A 16,152-nucleotide genomic window follows, 5' to 3' on the forward strand; every position below is an offset into this window, starting at 1 on the left:
AATAATAACCCCATCACCCTTAAAGTTCGTGCCACTCAGGTTACCACAAATACCTACCCTGGTTGGCAAATCTTAGCCGCAGAAACCGTTAATGGAGTCAATCAAGTCCTCTTGAGAAATACCACACCAAACCTTCTATATATATGGAATTTAGATAGCAATTGGAATTGGCAATCTTCCACTGGAGGGTGGGGATTAAACTCCCTGGAAGCTTTTACCCAAGAAACCAACTTCCAACAAGACTTTAACGGTGATAATCAGATTGGTAATCCCTCCCCAAGTAGTCTAGTTGGTGGCTTAGGTAATGATATTCTAGTGGGTGGCGCTGGTAACGATACCCTCAATGGTGCTGCTGGAACCGATACTTTAACCGGTGGGACGGGGACAGACATCTTCATTTTCCAATTTAGTCAGTCCACCGCAGCAGCAAGCGATCGTATCACGGATTTTGCCATCAATACTGATAAAATTGACCTGCTTAGTCAAGCTGGTGCGGCAATTAATGCCCCGGTCGCTTTTACCCGGGCAACAGATAGCACCACGACCAATATTAACACTATTGTTACTAACGTCTTTACCGATGCTGATGGGGCAACAGCCGGAAATCAAGCTCTCGGAATTAACAGTGCTGTTTTAGTACGGGACAATAGTTCTTCTACTTACCTAATTATCAACGACGGTACGGGGGGTTTCCAAAGTGCTAATGATTTGGTGATTAATCTTACTGGGTTAACGGGTAGTTTACCGGCGCTCGGCACTATTGCGGTCAATAGTTTCTTTGTCTAAATTGATGGGGGGGATTAATTCTCCCCTTTTAACAGTGTTTTTAGTATAGAATTAGGGCAGGTATTGCTAAAGAACCAGATTGTGAAACTAATTGTCTTTGATGATGAAAGTGAGGTAATCGTGCAATGGATACCCGATTAAAATATCAAGGTATTATTAAGACTGTTCTCCAGAATCATGCTAACTATCGTGCTACCTTACCTGATGGCTACACTTCTCAGGTTATATTTGATGATGAACGAGGACATTATCTAGTTTTAGATTTCGGTTGAAGTGGTAATAAGTATCTCCATGCAACACCAATTCACCTTAGCTTGGTTGTCGATAAAGTCTGGATTCAATGTGATGAAACGGAGGAAGGCATAGCGACTGATTTGATGGAAGCAGGTATTCCCAAAGAAGATATAGTTCTGGGTTTTCGTTATCCTAAAGTACCCAAATATACAGGATTTGCTGTGGCTTAGTGACCAAAAATGTTGAATCTATACATCAAACTTTATACACAAGCTGAAATTGCAAAAATGTTTTAGACAAACTCAATTATAAACAAAGTAATGCAATTGAGAATTTAATTTACCTTATCGTACTTTTAGCCCTGAAATATATGATAGCGATGATAGTTTAAAAAATCTAAATCTGGTAAAAAGCGATCGGGAACATTTAAAGTTTTACCGCGATAGTTGATAAAATTTAGTTCTAACGTCTCGCTACCTTGATCCTGAGCCTTTTTTTCGATCTCATGGCCAATAATTAATCTTAAATCCTCATCGAAACTAATTAAACCTCGATCGAAAGCAGTATCATGAGTACGAGCTAGGCACAGGCCATTATGAGGGTTTAAACGCTGTTCGGGAAATTGACTCCAGGGTAATATATGACTAGCTGTTAGTAACAGAGGAATGGGATTTCCTGTAATACAGCAACGATAGTTATATAGGGCTAAAATTGTCTTTCTAAAAAAGTTTTGTCCGATTCTAACTTTTCTGATTGCCTCGTTTTCTGTTTTGATATTTTCCGAAAAATCATGTCTAGTAAAATCCTCTTGCTGTTCGTTGATAACTCCTAAAAGAACCTGTAATTTTTCCTCACTTTCTAGGGCTAATTCTGTCCAGTTATCCTCGAACTCTTGCCAGATTTGCCGATCAGCTTTACTGATACCTTTTAACCCCTGTACTCCTCGCAATTGATGCCTGGGATCGAGAGAACCAAAATTACATAATTTCATCACCAGGGCCGATGGTGTTCGCTGTAACTTTTCAGCGACTTCGATAATAATAGGATTATTGGTGTGGAATTGTCCATAGGGAAATTTATAGTATAAATTGAGAGCGATCAGCAGCTCATCCCTTGTCCATAAATTCTTATTCATAACCCCTAGAAAATACCACCATCAGCCCTTAAATTACTGCTCAAATCAAATCGGGAAAAACTTCGCGCACTGCTGGATGAATTAACCGATGATTGGCGACATTTAACCCCTTAGCGAGGGAAACATCTTGATCCAAGGCTTTTACCCCATGGTCGGCTAATTTAATAACGTAGGGTAGGGTACTATTATTTAAAGCTTGGGTTGCCGTCCAGGGTACTGCTCCAGGCATATTAGGCACTCCATAATGTACTACTCCCGACTCCAAGTAAGTCGGTTGACTGTGGGAAGTGGCCCGCAGAGTTTCCACGCAGCCCCCTTGGTCTACTGCCACATCGACAATTACAGAACCAGGGTTCATTTTGGCGACTAAAGAGCGAGAAACTAGAGTCGGCGCTCGTTTTCCTAAGACTAGCACTGCCCCAATCAATAAATCGGCCTTAGGAACCACATTTTCTAATTGTGCCGGGCTACTGTAAAGCAATTCTACCCTGGAACCGAATAAAGTCTCTAAATAGGCCAAGCGCTCGACGTTAATATCTAAAATAGTTACTTTTGCCCCCATACCGATGGCAATTCTGGCCGCTTCCGTACCCACCACACCACCGCCAAGGATAACCACTTTTCCAGGACTCACCCCGGGGAAACCCCCCAGTAAAACTCCCCTACCTCCCTGTTGTTTTTCCAGATAGCGGGCCCCAAATTGTACCGAAAGACGACCGGCAATAACACTCATGGGAGTTAAGAGAGGCAAGCGACCATCGGCAAGCTCGACCGTCTCGTATGCGATCGCAGTTGTTCCCGACTCGATTAATGCTTCCGTTAAATAGCGCTCGGCCGCTAGGTGTAAATAGGTGAATAGGAGAGCTTCTTTATTTAAAAAGCCGTATTCTGCCTTAAGCGGCTCTTTGACCTTGACAATTAGCGGTTTATCCCAAACTTGGGCTGCTTTTTCCACAATTTTGGCCCCAGCTTTTTGGTAATCCTCATCGCTGAATCCGGCACCCAATCCGGCGGCCGTTTCCACAAATACCCTGTGACCGCGATCATTGAGTACACGCACACTACTAGGACTCAAACCGACGCGAAACTCCTGATCTTTAATCTCTTTGGGAACACCTATTTCCATGGTTTGCTTCTGGGGGACTATTTCTAACTAGGGTATGCTGAAAAAGTTTTTCGGTGGGGGTAGGGTGTGGGGTGTGGGGTGTGGGGAAGTGGGGAAGTGGGGAAGTGGGGTGTGGGGAAGTGGGGAAGTGGGGAAGTGGGGAAGTGGCCCCCCAACCCCCCCGACATCGGGGGGGCAGGTGGGGTGTAGGGTTTTAGCCATTTTCAGGGGAAAAGTCCCTGAATTTTCCCCCGGATCACTCCAATGGCCAGTACTTATCGAACAATGTTTTTAGATTTATTCAGCCAACCCTATAGTTGCGAGTTATCAGGCATACTATTGGGGAATTTTAGCGACTTTTTTGGTATTCTTCCAGCAAATCGATTAAATCTATCTGACATTTGCTGGGTAACAAATCCGCTAGAGAAACTTGCAGATGACCACCTCCGAGGGTGACTTTTATCTCCCGCAGGATAGACATGACTGCATTCTCGCTTAAACTGTCGTTTTCGAGCAAAGGGAAGACTTTTTCGGCAACGACGCTGTGTAAATGTGCTTCCCGGAGATAGAGATGCCATTTAGCCACGTCAATGTAGATATTGTCGCCGATTTGGGCCGCCAGATTTTCGATGTCCTGAGTTGTATTAGCCATGGGATGTTACCGAGTAGTTAGCGATCGCCGCTATATAAATCAAATGTCCCACCAATAGAATAGCCCAAATTCCCGTGAACAGATTTAACCAAGTCCAATCGGAAAATTTAATGATATGAAAAAACCACAACCCTGAATTAATCGCTAAAAAACCCGCTACATGAACGGCGAAATTCATGCGATCATCTAAACGTCGGAAAGCGGGATCGTTTTTGCGGTCGGGTTGACGGGGCCAACGAGGAGGCATAAGCAGTGATCATTTATCAATTATCAGTTATCAGTGTACCGTTTTTTTTAGCTAAGTTAAGTTGCCAGAGTGCCTATCCTCACCAAGAAGTTAATTTTGTCCTATTACTTATCTACTGGTGGCAATTTCCACTTCGGGTAAGATTTCTAAAGATAAACGGGTTCTGACAGTGCCGGAAAGACGTTTAAGGAGTTGTGGGCGTAAATCGCGCAGAATATAGATTAATTCGTCTCCCGTGCGCCATTCTTCCCTTTCTGTGACTACCTGTAGGGAATTATCACGACGCAATAGTAGGGGCAGCAGTTCGCCATTTTCGATTAATTTAGTTAATCTGGTCTGTTGTTCGCTCAAATCATCGGCCTTAAAGATAGTTTTACCCAATTTAATCTGATTATCGTCTAAATACTGATTCCATTCCTTGACCGAAAAACTAGGGAGAAAAACCTGATTAACCTTATTTTTATCTGGGTTGGGGGTTCCCGCAAAGGCAGCCAACAACCGGGGAGGATGAAATTCCTCGCTGGCTCTTTGGGCTAAAACCAGATTAACCTCGCTATTATTAGTCAAAACCAGAAAAGTTCCCATGGATTCGATTCCCGCTTCTTGCAGTATTTTTGTATCAAGTGCGCTACTCTGCAGCACCGTCAAACCGTCTTCTTTTGCTTGCTGACAGGCTGCGGCATCCGTATCGATTAAAACCACGTTTTCCCCTTGTTCTTGGAATAAACAGCCGATTAAGCGACCTAGGGGATTACAACCGACGATTACTGCCCCTGTTGCCGCAGAAGAAGTGATTTTTAGCCCTTTTGCCACCCAACGCGCCGTTAATCCCTGAATAAAAACGGTCATTAAAATTGTTAAAAAGACTAAAGCTTTGATCGCTTCACCGCCATTAATACCGGCACGGGTGAGTAAAATGGCAAATAAAGAAGCTACAGAGGCGGAAACGATTCCCCTAGGGGCAACCCAAGCGATAAATAACTTATGTCGCCAATTTAGGTCACTTTTTAGGGTACACAGAGCCACACTTAGGGGACGTACCACCAGCATCAAGACTAACACCGTCAGGACGCTGCCCCAACCCAAAGCGATGACACTGGCGATCGAAAGATCCGCCGCTAGTAAAATAAACAGTACCGACACGCAAAGAGTGGTTAATTGACCTTTAAAACGCCTTAATAACCGCTCATCGGGAACTGCCGCCGCTTTTAGCACAATTCCCGCCATTACCACCGCCATTAATCCCGATTCACTGCGACTAAATTGTGATAAACCAAATAACCCCCAGACTCCCGCTAAAACCACGAGATTCTTTAACTCAAAAGTCAAAAAATTGCAAGTTTTTATAATAAAACTTAACAATCCCCCGCCGACAATGCCGATCGCCGCCCCGATGCCTAAACGCAGGGTTAAACCGGTGATAATTGCCATGGGGCGGGCATGACTATCAATAATCGTATTTAGCACCACTACGGCTAAAATTGCGCCCACAGGGTCGATTAATACCCCTTCCCCTTCCAAAAGCGTCGCTACTCGCCGATCTACGGCGATTTGCTTCAGCAAAGGCCCGATCACCGTCGGACCGGTTACCACCACTAAAGAAGCGTAAAGAAAAGCGATCGGCCAGGGAAATTCCCCCAACCAGTGGGCCGCCATACCGCCACCGATGAGAGTGATGGAAGTACCGAGGGTGACAAGATTGCGTAAACTGCCAGAAACTCGCCCTAATTCCCGTCCGCTTAGGCTTAAACCGCCTTCAAATAGGATAATCGCCACAGAGAGGGCAACAAGGACTTCTAAGCCAATTCCCAGACTTTGGGGGTGTAAAATTTCCCAACCATCGGACCCCAAAGCAATCCCAAAAATGAGCAGGAAGACAATACTGGGAACTTTCAGGTATTCGGCAATGACTTGGGCTGTAATCCCCGCCACCACAGTGATGACGATTTGCAGGGTAAGGGCGAAAGATGGATCCATGTTTAGCGATCGGTTATCGGCTATCGGTTATCGAGGCGGGGTTATGGTTGGGGTTTAATCATTCTAATTATAGTTTTGATTCCCGCTTCGGCCTGGTCGGGAGGAAATAAGCATAACAAGCTCCAGAAAACGGGTTTCTTTGAGAAACCCGTTTTCTAATGTAATCGCGTAGTGCTATATCATAGACTTATCAAACTTGACAAGTCTTGTTTATGCTTTCAATAGAATACCTAACTGACCAAAACGGACAACCCAAAGCCGTTGTTATTCCGATTGAACTATGGAAACAAGTATTTCCCCAAGAAGATATGTCTTGTGAAGAGTTCACCGAAGCAATAGAAGACTACTGCCTTAACCAAGCGATGGATGAGGCACAGCAGAGTCCACTATTAGATATCGAAGAGGCACTGGCTTATTTGGAGGAATAGATTTACCTTGAAGGTTCAATATCGAAAAAGATTTCTCAAAGATTTGAAGGCATTGAAAAACCAGCCTGTTTATGAGCAAATTTTACAGCTTGCTTTTAGAGATTTACCCAATGCCAAATCATTGCAGGATATTGGTAATGTCAAGCCAATGAAGGGAGCTACCAATCGCTACCGAATACGGCTTGGTGAATATCGATTAGGAATAGCCGTTGTTGATGATAACATTGAGGTAATGCGGCTCCTACACCGACGTGAATTTTATCGCTACTTTCCCTAAATATTCATTAATTTAACTAAAAGTGAGCCATTATGAGTATAGATTCAGCCCTTAAGAATATAGTTGAGAATATGCCCGATGCTCTCAAAACTGAACTTTTACATTATGCCGAATATTTGCTCACTAAGTCTGACCAAACAGAAGAAAATAAACAAGCAGCAAAAGAATCTGTAACTGTTAAAAGAACTTTAGCTGGTTCAATAAAAGGAACTTTCGTTTTACCTTTAGCTAATGACTTTGATGCTCCCTTAGAAGACTTTGAGGACTATAGGTAATGAGGAGTGCTTTAATAGATACTCATGTCTTTATCTGGTTAGCTGAGGATGACCCAATTTTGCCTGTTTCGCTGCGAGATAGTCTTGAAAATACCGATAATGTTTTTGTAAGTATTGCTAGTTTTTGGGAAATATCGATCAAGGTAAAAATTGGTAAACTCTCTCTCTGTTCTGAAATAACTATAACTCAAAAAGATTGGGATTGAATGGCTGTGATTACCACCGTATTGATAATATCGGGAACGGTACAACCGCGACTGAGATCATTGACGGGTTTTTTTAATCCCTGTAGGATTGGACCAATCGCTAAAGCTTTTGTTTCCCGCTGCACGGCTTTATAAGTATTATTCCCTGTATTCAGGTCAGGAAAAATAAACACCGTTGCTTGGCCCGCTACCTCTGACCCCGGCATTTTTTGGGCGGCTACTTCCCTATCCACGGCCGCATCGTACTGAATCGGCCCTTCTAGCTTCAAATCGGGGCGTTTTTCCCTAGCGATTTTGGTCGCTTGTCGTACTTTTTCCACGTCTTCTCCCTGGCCCGATTGACCCGAAGAATAGGAAAGCAGGGCGATTCGCGGTTCAATTCCGAATTTTTGGGCAGTTTCAGCAGAAGATAGGGCGATTTCGGCTAATTCCTCGGCACTGGGGTCAGGATTGACTGCACAATCCCCATAGACCAAGACTCGATCCTCTAGACACATAAAAAAGACCGAGGAGACGATCGCACAATCGGGCTTAGTTTTGATAATCTGGAGTGCAGGCCGAATCGTGTGTTGAGTGGTATGCACTGCCCCCGATACCATACCATCAGCATCGCCCTGATACACCATTAAAGTGCCAAAATAGGAGACATCCTGTGCATAATCCCGGGCCATGTCGAGATTCATTCCCTTGGCTTTTCTCGCTTCGTAGAGGGTCTGCACATAGCTTTCAAAATGGGGACTAGCCACGGGGTCAATAATTTGCAGGCGATCGAGATCGAGAGTGATACCATGTTTTTTAATCACCATTGCAATCTCGTCTGGTTGTCCCAAGAGGGTTAAATCGACGATATCCTGTTCGATTAAAACTGTGGCCGCCTGGAGGATGCGCGGTTCGGTTCCTTCGGCCAAAACGATGTGACGTTTTTGCGCTTTGGCCTGTTGTACGAGATTATAGGTGAACATCTTCGGGGTAATCCCCTGGGTCCGCAAAGTGCGAATTTGCGCTTCTAGGCGATCGAGATTGATGTTACTGTGAAAAAGCTGCAGACTGAGGTTAATTTTATCGTAGTCCGTCGAGGTTAGGGTGGTTCGCACATTGTGGACGCGTTCGGCCGTGGTGTAGGTATCGGTGGTGACGGAGAGAATCGGTAAGGGATCTGGCAAACCTTCAATTAAACGGGCGATCGAAGGATTGAGGTTATGACCTGCTGTTAAAACTATACCGGCTAATTGGGGATAATTGGCCGATTGATGGGCCTGTAACATCCCGATAATCACATCGCCGCGATCCCAAGGGGTGATAATTAAACTATCTTCTTTTAACCGCTCTAGGGCATTTTGCATCTGCATGGCCACCACCAGAAAGTTACTAGCTAAACTATCTAATCTGTGCTGTCCGTAGAGAACTTTTGCCTGTAATTGTTGGGCGATTTCTGATACTCGCGGGCTGCTAAGTTTAGCATTATGGGGAATCACTCCTAGGGCATATTCTTGGGGGGGAAAAATTTTAGTTAGGCTTTTCCGTAATTCCTCTATTTTTTCCTCTTCAGCTTGATTGATAATAATTCCGATCACCGTACAACCTTTATCTTGGTAGGTGTCGCAGGAAATCAGGATCGGACTAAGGGCATCTTCGATACTGCGCTGGTGAGCATTACCTAATATTAAGATGGGATGGCCGAGATTTTTGGCGATTTCTGTATTTAGTTCAAATTCAAAGGCGGAATTTTCTTGCAGATAATCGGAACCTTCACAGAGGATAAAATCATATTTTTTTTCTAAGTTTTTAAACTTTTTGATAATTCTTTCGATGATTTCATCAAATTTTTGGTGTACCAATAAATCCTTCACTTCGTCGTAACATAAACCGAATGCCTCTTCGTAGGTTTGTTCTAATTTAAAATAATTGAGGATTAAGTCAATGTCTTCGTCCCGATGACCTTGGGAACAGTCGAGAACAATTGGCTGGAAAAAAGCAACTTTATTAGTTTTGCGGAGAATTAAGTCAATAATTCCTAAAGCGACTAACGCTTTACCGCTTCCCGTTGCCGTCGTGCTGATATATAAAGAGTTAGTCATAGGTAGAGAAGAATAATAACAGGAGTGGGATTTAATTGGGCCACCCCAACCTTGAGGTGAGCGATTGATCCCCCCTTAATCCCCCCTTGATCCCCCCTTAATAAGGTGGTTTTGATCCCCCCTTAATCCCCCCTTAATAAGGGGGGCAGCGATCAAGTTGTCTATAAGGGTGTGAACTGTTGGCAAATTTTCAGTAAACTATCTTTATTTGTTGGCTAATCCAGAGATTTTTGTCCCAGAGCGATCGCTGTTTGAATATCTGCTAGAGAGTGATGGAATATACCTTGTAATCTAGCAGTTATTTTGTCCGATGGCTGTTCACTGGTAACATTTTTTTCATGAACTTGATTTAATTTCCTCGGATTAAAATAAAGACTCCAGAAAATCCTATCACCAGCTTTACATTTAGGGCTTGTTTTTTCATAAAGATTTAAGCTTATCTCCCTCCGATTGCTATTAAATTTTAACTGGAAGCAATTACCCCAGATTGTTGAAACCATTGGCTAATTCCGGCGGCTAAAACTTGCGCTAATTGTTTTTGTGCCTGAGTATCGGTAATCCATTCAAATTCTTGAGGATTACTCATAAATCCTAACTCTAATAACAAAGAAGGACTACTATAGGGACGAGTTAAAGCTAAATTATTCCAAAATACTCCATAGGAAGGACGGTTAAGATTTTTGGTTAAATAATCGTGGAGAAAAACCGATAAATCCGCTGCCTGGGGATGATACCAAAATATGCCAATTCCTTGAGTATTTAAGGCATCTCCATCATCGGGTAAAGCATTATAGTGAACCGATAGTGCTAGGGTTGGTTGTAGATTATTAATCATCTCTACCCGTGCCGGTAGGGATAAATCAATGTCCGTTTCTCTGGTTAAATAAACTGTTGCCCCCAATTTTTCTAACTCCCGTTTAATTAATTTAGACATAACCAAATTAATCTCTTTTTCTGTGTAACCCGTCGGACCGACAGCACCAGTTTCTTTACCTCCGTGTCCGGGATCTAATAAAATAACTTTGCCCTGTAAATTAGCTCTTTTTTCTGGGGGATGACGCAGGGTTAAGATTAAATTTGTCTCCTGGTAACGAAGACTATAACCCCACTGTTGTTTTTGATTAAGATTAAAAGTGTATTCTATCGTAGTCGGGTTAATTTGTCGCCAATCTAAACGTCTGACAAAAGGATTATCCACCAGAAAAATTGTATCGGTTTGGGCAATGGTATTATAAAGCGTCAAAATAAATTTATCATCCTCTTGTCTCACGGCGATGGGTACAGGATGGGAGAGGGGAAAAATAATTTCCGTTGCTTGATTGATACTGCGAGAAGAGAGACCGCGAATATTAGCATTATCCAATACCTCATTGACTATTAAACGGGTTTCTCGCTCTAAAATCCAACCACCATAATCTAACCGTAACCAATCCCCTTCTTTCCCAGTGACTCTCGCTTTCGTACCTTGGGGTAAAGGAGTTAAACGGGAATAATCACTACCCGGCCCCGTGCGTGCTACCCCTTGGGCTGCTATAATTTCAATCACTGGTAAATTTTGATCGCTAATAATGTTAATTTCTCCTTGACCTTGTTGACTAATCGAGCGATTATTTAATTGTGCTGTAAAAATAGGTTTTCCTAAGTTAGCCTCTTGCTTAAACTGCTGACAACCTCGATAGTAACCAGTTTTATCATCGGAATTCGCTTGATTAAGATTAGTTAAAACTGCGGCATTACTAGGCAGTTTTGTGGTTTGAGGTTGGGGTAAAAGAGGTAAGATTTTATCTCCTAACTGCACAGAAACCTGAGCTTGGGGAGTGGCAATCGCACTAAAACAAATCCATTCCCCCACTAACCTCGTCTTATTGACAGAAGGACTGAGAGAGTTATCAGCAAAAGCTAATCCTTGAGGAATAATTGCTTGAGTATCTAGACGAATTATTTGACGATTAATAGTTTGGTTTTGATAGCGAATAGTGAAATTATTTTCGCCAACTTCTAGGGGAAAACTAGGGGCAAAATATCCTTTAGCACTGCGTTGAATCGGTTGATTATTAAGCAAAACTTGACCCGATGGAGGAGCAGAACCAATAAAAAAGATTCTCGATGCCGTGGTTTGATGATTATCGGGAGGATAAACAATCATTAATGAAGCAGATTTAGCGCTGATGCTGTGATAAAAACCAATTAATAGCACTAAAACTAAACCGATTAAGATATTTTGCCCAAAAGTTCTCACCTTTAACCAGAATAGCCCCATATTATAACCCTCTTAGCTGACAAATATTATCCTAGGACAAATTCTAGAGGTTTGTTGTTGGTCTTCTCAGTTGTACTGCATTTAAACTGCCTGTGGAAAATAGTAGTACAAATGCTCGAACCCCCACTTCCCCATCACCCCCCGCAACGCGCACGCAGTGACCACCCCATCACCCCATCACCCTAATTCATAATTCATAATTCATAATTCATAATTCATAATTCATAATTCCCACACCCTGTTTGTGACCCTCATCCCTTATGATCAATATAGATTAACTTTTGTAAAGGAATCGGAGTTATGGCTTTAACCGTTGGAACAATCGCACCGAACTTTACCACCACCGACGATACTGGAAAAACCGTTTCCCTGTCGAATTTTCAAGGTAAAGTCGTAGTTTTATACTTCTATCCCAAAGATGATACCCCCGGCTGCACCAAGCAAGCGCAAAGCTTCCGGGATAACTACGAACAATACCAAGACAAGGAAATAGTAGTCTTCGGGGTGAGCAGGGATGACCAGGGTTCCCATGCACAATTTAAAGAAAAATACGGTTTACCCTTCCAATTGCTCGTAGATACCGATGGTGCTATCACCAAAGCTTATGATGTCGATGGTGGTGGCTATTCTAAGCGCGTCACCTATATCATCGATGCGGAAGGCAAAATTAGCCATGTGGATGAAAAAGTGAATACCGCTAGTCACGCATCGGATATTCTCTGCGTCGTCGGTTAATTTTTCCTAAAATCTTTTCTGGGTGTGTTAGGGGAACCTAATACACCCGATATTTATACCCACTTTCCGCAGTTGGTGGTGAGTCTTTCGTCTAAAAAGGGTTGACAAGCTCAGGTGAGGACGGTGGAGCGTCAGGGTTATTTGTTGGGAGTTTGTGGTCATGCGTCATCTTTTTAATCATATTCCCCAGTTTTAAGTGAAAAGGCTAGTATAATTAACGGTGTTCTAAGTAAGTGGTTCTAATTAAATAGAAGATAGATTTTGCCTTCCATCTCCCCCTGCTCTCCTTAATCCCCCCTTGACAAGGAGGGTATTTGACGGTTTTTAACATCTACCTACTTATCTTGTGGGGAAATGATTACCTTGTCATCAAAAATTAATATATTTTTAAGGCTTACGATCTAATTTTTTGCTTTTACTAAAATGTCAAATGTTATTGAAATTGTCAAAAACTTAGCCAATAGAGAAGCCAAGCGCACTGAAGCCGATATACAAGCTGGCATCAGGGATTTATTACTTCAAGCTTCACTAGATCTCGATGATGAAGATCTTGATGTAAAACTTGAATCTCAATTGGGTGATCGCCGTAGAATTGATGTTGAAGTAGGATCGGTAGTCATTGAAGTCAAAAAAGATTTACGGAAAGCAAAAATTCTCGCTGATGCGATAGAGCAATTATCGGGCTATGTCGCAGTTCGGACGCAGCAAACGGGACAAAACTATATTGGTATTTTATCGGATGGTTTGGAATGGCGCTGTTTTCATCTCAAACCATCAAAGGATTTTGTTGAAGTCTCTAAACATTTAGTAAATGCAAATAATCCCGATGCCGATAAATTAATTGCTTGGTTAGATGGTGTTTTGGCAACAAAGCAAGGCGTTATTCCTACTCCAGAAGAAATTAATAATAAGCTGGGTGTAGAAAGCTCTTCCTATGCCATTAATCATGCAACTTTATTAAGTTTGTATGAGGAAAACAAAGAGCTTCCTACAGTAAAAATGAAGCGTCTATTATGGGCGAAACTTTTGACGACAGCGTTAGGTAGTCAATTCAAAGATAGTGATGAATTATTCGTTGAGCATACCTTACTGGTGAATGTATCTGAAATTATTGCTCATGCTGTTTTAGGTCTAAATGTTAATGATTTATCGCCCGCTTCTCTTTTATCAGGTTCTCAGTTTGAGATTAGCGGTATTTATGGCGTAATTGAAAGCGACTTTTTTGATTGGGTGATAAAAGTTGAGGAAGGTGATATTTTTATTCGTTCATTAGCTCGTAAAATTTCTCGTTTTAATTGGGGGGAAGTGGCCTATGACATTATGAAAGTCTTATATGAATCAATCATTGCTCAGGAATTAAGAAAACAATTAGGAGAGTATTACACACCAGACTGGCTGGCGGAGGCTATTGTTGAAAAAACAATTAAAGACCCCTTAAATAAGCGTGTTTTAGATCCGTCTTGCGGTTCTGGAACTTTCTTGTTTCATGCGGTTAAAAATCTTTTTAAAAAAGCAGCGCAGGAGAAATTGTCTCTGCGTGAATCTCTTGAAACTTTGGCAAGGAATGTTATTGGCTTTGATATTCATCCAGTCGCAGTGACGTTAGCTCGTGTAACTTATCTTTTGGCAATTGGTCGTGATAATTTGACTAATCCAAGCAGAGGGGAAATTAATATTCCTGTTTATTTGGCTGATTCTATGCAATGGCGACAAAAGCAATATGATCTATGGTCAAGAGATCACGTCATTATTGAAACGGATAGTGAAGGACAGTTATTTAAATCGGAGTTACGTTTTCCCCATGAGCTTCTAAAAAGTTCCCATAGTTTTGATGAGCTTGTAAAAGAATTAGCAGATAAAGCTACTCAAAAAGATTACAGTAAACCGATACCTTCTTTAACGGGGGTATTTCGGCGATTAGCTATCCCTGAAAAGTTTCATGAGACGATTAAAAGTACATTTTCCGTTATGTGTGAACTCCATGAAAGCGGACGGGATCATATTTGGAGCTATTATGTGCGTAATTTGGTCCGTCCTGTTTGGTTGAGTTTGCCGCAAAATCGGGTTGATATTCTAATTGGAAATCCGCCCTGGCTTTCTTATCGGAATATGCCTAAAGAGATGCAACAATCATTTAAGGAAATGAGTGAAGAGCGCTCACTTTGGCATGGGGCAAAGAATGCCACACATCAAGATCTTTCAGCATTGTTTGTCGCTAAAACTATTGAAACTTATTTGGGTGAAGGTGGCAAGTTTGCTTTTGTGATGCCTAATTCAGTAACGGATAGAGAATATTTTGGAGGATTTCGAGAGGGGAATTATTGCCTAGGGAAAGGAGCAACAACATACGTTGAATTTGCAGAATCTTGGGATTTACGAAGACTAAGACCCCATTTTTTTCCTAGAGGTGCATCGGTTATTTTTGGTAAGAGATCTCAAAAACCTGTAAAAATGCCTTTGATTGCTGAATATTGGACAGGAAAAATCAACGAACCTAAATCATCGTGGAGCGTGATTAAAAAATCACTTAAATTCCCTAAAGAAGAAATAAAAATAGGCTCAGAAAATAAAATTTCTCCCTATCATTCCCAATTTTCACAGGGAGCTACAATAGTTCCGAAAGTGCTTTTAACTGTTGAAGAAAAAATATCTAGTCCGTTAGGTTTAGCTTCTGGACGTAAGTTAGTTCAGTCAAAAAGATCTGCTAATGAGAAAAAACCCTGGAAAGATCTTCCTACTTTAGAAGGAACAATTGAAAGTGATTTTATCAGACCTTTATATACAGGAGCATCTATTTTACCTTTTCGTTGTCAAGAACCCGAATTAGCAATTATTCCCTGGAATGGAAAAGTCTTAATGGATGGAGAATCTGAATTCATTGATCTGTATCCCGGCTTATGTGCTTGGTGGCGCAAAGCAGAAGAAATATGGACAGCAAACAAATCTAGTAGCACTCGCTTATCCTTACTTGAACAAATTGATTATATGGGCAAGCTGACTCAGCAGTTTCCCATACCAAAAGAAAGAATTTTATATGCTTCTTCTGGAATGCACATTTGTGCGGCTAGATTATCCAATAGACAAGCTATTATTGATAGTAAACTGTATTGGGCAACGACTGAAGGACTAGAAGAATCCTATTATTTATGTGCAATCTTAAATGCAGAGATTACAACTTTAGAAACTCGTCCTTTAATGTCCTATGGAAAGGATGAAAGAGACATACATAAGCACGTCTGGAAACTTAACATCCCTAAATTTAATCCTCAAGATCAATTGCATCTTAAAATCTCACAAATTGGTCAAGCCCTAGAAAAAGATATTTCTCAACTTGAATTGAGAGATGTTTATTTTGCTAATATTCGTCAAGATATTAGAAAATATATAAGAAATAGTAGCCAAGGGAAAGAGTTGGAAAAATTAGTAGAAGAACTTTTACTTGCTAAAAAAGTGATTTAAACCGATGCCACCAAGGTTACTGATTAGATCAATCAACAACTCCAAACCTTAAATATTCAAATTTAATAGGGAAAAATTATGCAAACTTCATAAAAGAAACCCTTAAACAACCACTAAAAATAATACTAAATCTGGTTATTTAAAGATCGAATTCCGTCAGGGATTACCTCAATTACTGACTTATGCTTACAATAGCTTAGAAAGACAACCCTAAGTTTGGTGATTAGCGACTAATGGCTTACAATATAAGTAGCTGGTTATAATTAAATTAAAAATGGATTTGAGGTTCGATCCCCCC

Annotated in this window: 15 protein-coding genes and 2 pseudogenes; 9 read left to right on the forward strand and 8 right to left on the reverse strand. The window is 41.6% G+C overall.

Features of this window, described 5'->3' with window-relative positions; genetic code table 11:
- Window positions 1-786, forward strand: a 786-nt coding sequence (locus MICAI_RS04295) for a bluetail domain-containing putative surface protein (RefSeq protein ID WP_198285281.1), incomplete at its 5' end; no start/stop codon positions are given.
- A 125-nt stretch (window positions 787-911) separates the two neighbouring features.
- Window positions 912-1,250: pseudogene (locus MICAI_RS25680) on the forward strand (XisI protein).
- A 125-nt stretch (window positions 1,251-1,375) separates the two neighbouring features.
- Here MICAI_RS25680 and MICAI_RS04305 read toward each other — a convergent pair.
- From MICAI_RS04305 to MICAI_RS04330, 5 genes are all read right to left on the reverse strand, one after another.
- The gene (locus MICAI_RS04305) at window positions 1,376-2,155 is read right to left on the reverse strand and encodes an HNH endonuclease (protein ID WP_008198292.1); all 780 of its coding nucleotides are present in this window, start codon (window positions 2,153-2,155) and stop codon (window positions 1,376-1,378) included.
- Window positions 2,156-2,195: 40 nt separating this feature from the next.
- Window positions 2,196-3,281: an alanine dehydrogenase gene (gene ald, locus MICAI_RS04310; RefSeq protein WP_008198294.1), complete on the reverse strand. Its 1,086-nt coding sequence runs from the start codon at window positions 3,279-3,281 to the stop codon at window positions 2,196-2,198.
- Window positions 3,282-3,609: 328 nt separating this feature from the next.
- A complete protein-coding gene (locus MICAI_RS04320) occupies window positions 3,610-3,912 on the reverse strand; it encodes a DUF3181 family protein (protein ID WP_002761852.1) in 303 nt (100 codons plus the stop codon).
- Complete coding sequence (locus MICAI_RS04325; RefSeq protein ID WP_002761850.1) at window positions 3,905-4,159, reverse strand: hypothetical protein; 255 nt, start codon at window positions 4,157-4,159, stop codon at window positions 3,905-3,907. Before MICAI_RS04325 ends, MICAI_RS04320 begins: the two co-directional genes overlap by 8 nt.
- 108 nt (window positions 4,160-4,267) lie before the next feature.
- The gene (locus MICAI_RS04330; RefSeq protein ID WP_008198304.1) at window positions 4,268-6,136 is read right to left on the reverse strand and encodes a cation:proton antiporter; all 1,869 of its coding nucleotides are present in this window, start codon (window positions 6,134-6,136) and stop codon (window positions 4,268-4,270) included.
- Between the two features lie 212 nt (window positions 6,137-6,348).
- Here MICAI_RS04330 and MICAI_RS04335 point away from each other — a divergent pair, with 212 nt between their 5' ends.
- The 4 genes from MICAI_RS04335 to MICAI_RS04350 are packed head-to-tail and all read left to right on the forward strand — an operon-like array spanning window position 6,349 to window position 7,322.
- On the forward strand, window positions 6,349-6,564 hold the full coding sequence (locus MICAI_RS04335; RefSeq protein ID WP_008198305.1) for a hypothetical protein: 216 nt from the start codon (window positions 6,349-6,351) through the stop codon (window positions 6,562-6,564).
- A gap of 7 nt (window positions 6,565-6,571) precedes the next feature.
- Window positions 6,572-6,841, forward strand: coding sequence for a type II toxin-antitoxin system RelE family toxin (locus MICAI_RS04340; protein ID WP_039899589.1), 270 nt, complete (start codon window positions 6,572-6,574; stop codon window positions 6,839-6,841).
- A gap of 32 nt (window positions 6,842-6,873) precedes the next feature.
- Entirely contained in the window at window positions 6,874-7,116 is a 243-nt protein-coding gene (locus tag MICAI_RS04345; RefSeq protein ID WP_002792732.1) for a type II toxin-antitoxin system VapB family antitoxin, read from the forward strand.
- Complete coding sequence (locus MICAI_RS04350) at window positions 7,116-7,322, forward strand: PIN domain-containing protein (protein ID WP_198285282.1); 207 nt, start codon at window positions 7,116-7,118, stop codon at window positions 7,320-7,322. Before MICAI_RS04345 ends, MICAI_RS04350 begins: the two co-directional genes overlap by 1 nt.
- Here MICAI_RS04350 and pta read toward each other — a convergent pair.
- The 3 genes from pta to MICAI_RS04360 all read right to left on the reverse strand — a co-directional run bounded on the left by pta (window position 7,304) and on the right by MICAI_RS04360 (window position 11,660).
- A complete protein-coding gene (gene pta, locus MICAI_RS04355) occupies window positions 7,304-9,400 on the reverse strand; it encodes a phosphate acetyltransferase (protein WP_008198310.1) in 2,097 nt (698 codons plus the stop codon). The two genes, MICAI_RS04350 and pta, sit on opposite strands and share 19 nt — an antisense overlap.
- A gap of 215 nt (window positions 9,401-9,615) precedes the next feature.
- Window positions 9,616-9,900, reverse strand: coding sequence for a hypothetical protein (locus tag MICAI_RS25685; protein WP_149978263.1), 285 nt, complete (start codon window positions 9,898-9,900; stop codon window positions 9,616-9,618).
- On the reverse strand, window positions 9,864-11,660 hold the full coding sequence (locus MICAI_RS04360; protein WP_008198312.1) for an N-acetylmuramoyl-L-alanine amidase: 1,797 nt from the start codon (window positions 11,658-11,660) through the stop codon (window positions 9,864-9,866). Before MICAI_RS04360 ends, MICAI_RS25685 begins: the two co-directional genes overlap by 37 nt.
- 300 nt (window positions 11,661-11,960) lie before the next feature.
- Between MICAI_RS04360 and MICAI_RS04365 the strand changes: the two genes are divergently transcribed.
- The 3 genes and pseudogenes from MICAI_RS04365 to MICAI_RS27735 form a co-directional block, all read left to right on the forward strand.
- Window positions 11,961-12,395 carry a peroxiredoxin gene (locus MICAI_RS04365; RefSeq protein WP_008198315.1) on the forward strand — a complete coding sequence of 145 codons (435 nt, stop codon included), beginning with the start codon at window positions 11,961-11,963 and terminating at the stop codon, window positions 12,393-12,395.
- Between the two features lie 423 nt (window positions 12,396-12,818).
- On the forward strand, window positions 12,819-15,854 hold the full coding sequence (locus MICAI_RS04370) for an N-6 DNA methylase (protein WP_008198317.1): 3,036 nt from the start codon (window positions 12,819-12,821) through the stop codon (window positions 15,852-15,854).
- Window positions 15,855-15,999: 145 nt separating this feature from the next.
- Window positions 16,000-16,065, forward strand: a pseudogene (locus tag MICAI_RS27735) (restriction endonuclease subunit R); the annotation flags it as partial.
- Between the last annotated feature and the right edge of the window lie 87 nt (window positions 16,066-16,152).

Origin of the sequence: Microcystis sp. T1-4 (genome assembly GCF_000297435.1) — a bacterium.
Taxonomy (GTDB): Bacteria; Cyanobacteriota; Cyanobacteriia; order Cyanobacteriales; family Microcystaceae; genus Microcystis.